Source organism: Kitasatospora sp. NPDC023118, assembly GCF_055560875.1.
The window spans coordinates 1-1049 of sequence record NZ_JBVHHW010000098.1 but is presented as its reverse complement, the minus strand read 5'-3'; the positions used below and the strand labels follow the sequence as shown (position 1 = coordinate 1049).

1 protein-coding gene is annotated in these 1049 nt (G+C 71.4%); it reads right to left on the bottom strand.

The genetic code is table 11. The annotated features are described in order from the left end of the window. Positions 1 to 1049 (bottom strand): Ig-like domain-containing protein (locus ACZ3UD_RS37725; RefSeq protein ID WP_465598647.1); only part of this gene is annotated, 1049 nt, incomplete at both ends.

Below are 1049 nucleotides of genomic sequence, written 5' to 3'. Positions count from 1 at the left end.
GAGGACGGTGACGGTGCCGGCCTTACTGACCGTCTGGGTGTCCACCGGAGACGTCGAGCCGTTGAAGCTGACGTCCCCGCCGTAGACGGCGGTCAGCGGGTGGCTGCCGACGCTGAGGGCGGAGGTGGTGAAGGTGGCCACGCCGCCGACGAGGATGGCGGTGCCCAGCAGCGTGGCGCCGTCGAAGAACGACACCGTGCCCGTGGGAGTGCCGGCACCCGGAGCGACGGCAGCAACCGTGGCGGTCAGGACCTTGGTCTGTCCGAACGCCGACGGGTCGGGTGCCGACGTGAGGACGGTGACGGTGCCGGCCTTACTGACCGTCTGGGTGTCCACCGGAGACGTCGAGCCGTTGAAGCTGACGTCCCCGCCGTAGACGGCGGTCAGCGGGTGGCTGCCGACGGTGAGGGCGGAGGTGGTGAAGGTGGCGACGCCGCCGACGAGGGTGGCGGTGCCCAGCAGCGTGGCGCCGTCGAAGAACGACACCGTGCCCGTGGGAGTGCCGGCACCCGGAGCGACGGCAGCAACCGTGGCGGTCAGGACCTTGGCCTGCCCGAACGCCGACGGGTCGGGTGCCGACGTGAGGACGGTGACGGTGCCGGCCTTACTGACCGTCTGGGTGTCGACGGGGGAGGTGGAGCCGTTGAAGCTGACGTCCCCGCTGTAGACAGCGGTCAGGGGGTGGGTGCCGACGGTGAGGGCGGAGGTGGTGAAGGTGGCGACGCCGCCGACGAGGGTGGCGGTGCCCAGCAGCGTGGCGCCGTCGAAGAACGACACGGTCCCGGTGGGAGTACCGGCACCCGGAGGAACCACGGCAACGGTGGCGGTCAGGACCTTGGCCTGGCCGAACGCCGACGGGTCCGGCGCCGACGTCAACACCGTGGTGGTGTCGGCCGCGTTCACGGTCTGGGTGTCCACCGGAGACGTCGAGCCGTTGAAGCTGACGTCCCCGCTGTAGACGGCGGTCAGCGGGTGGCTGCCGACGCTGAGGGCGGAGGTGGTGAAGGTGGCCACGCCGCCGACGAGGATGGCGGTGCCCAGCAGCGTGG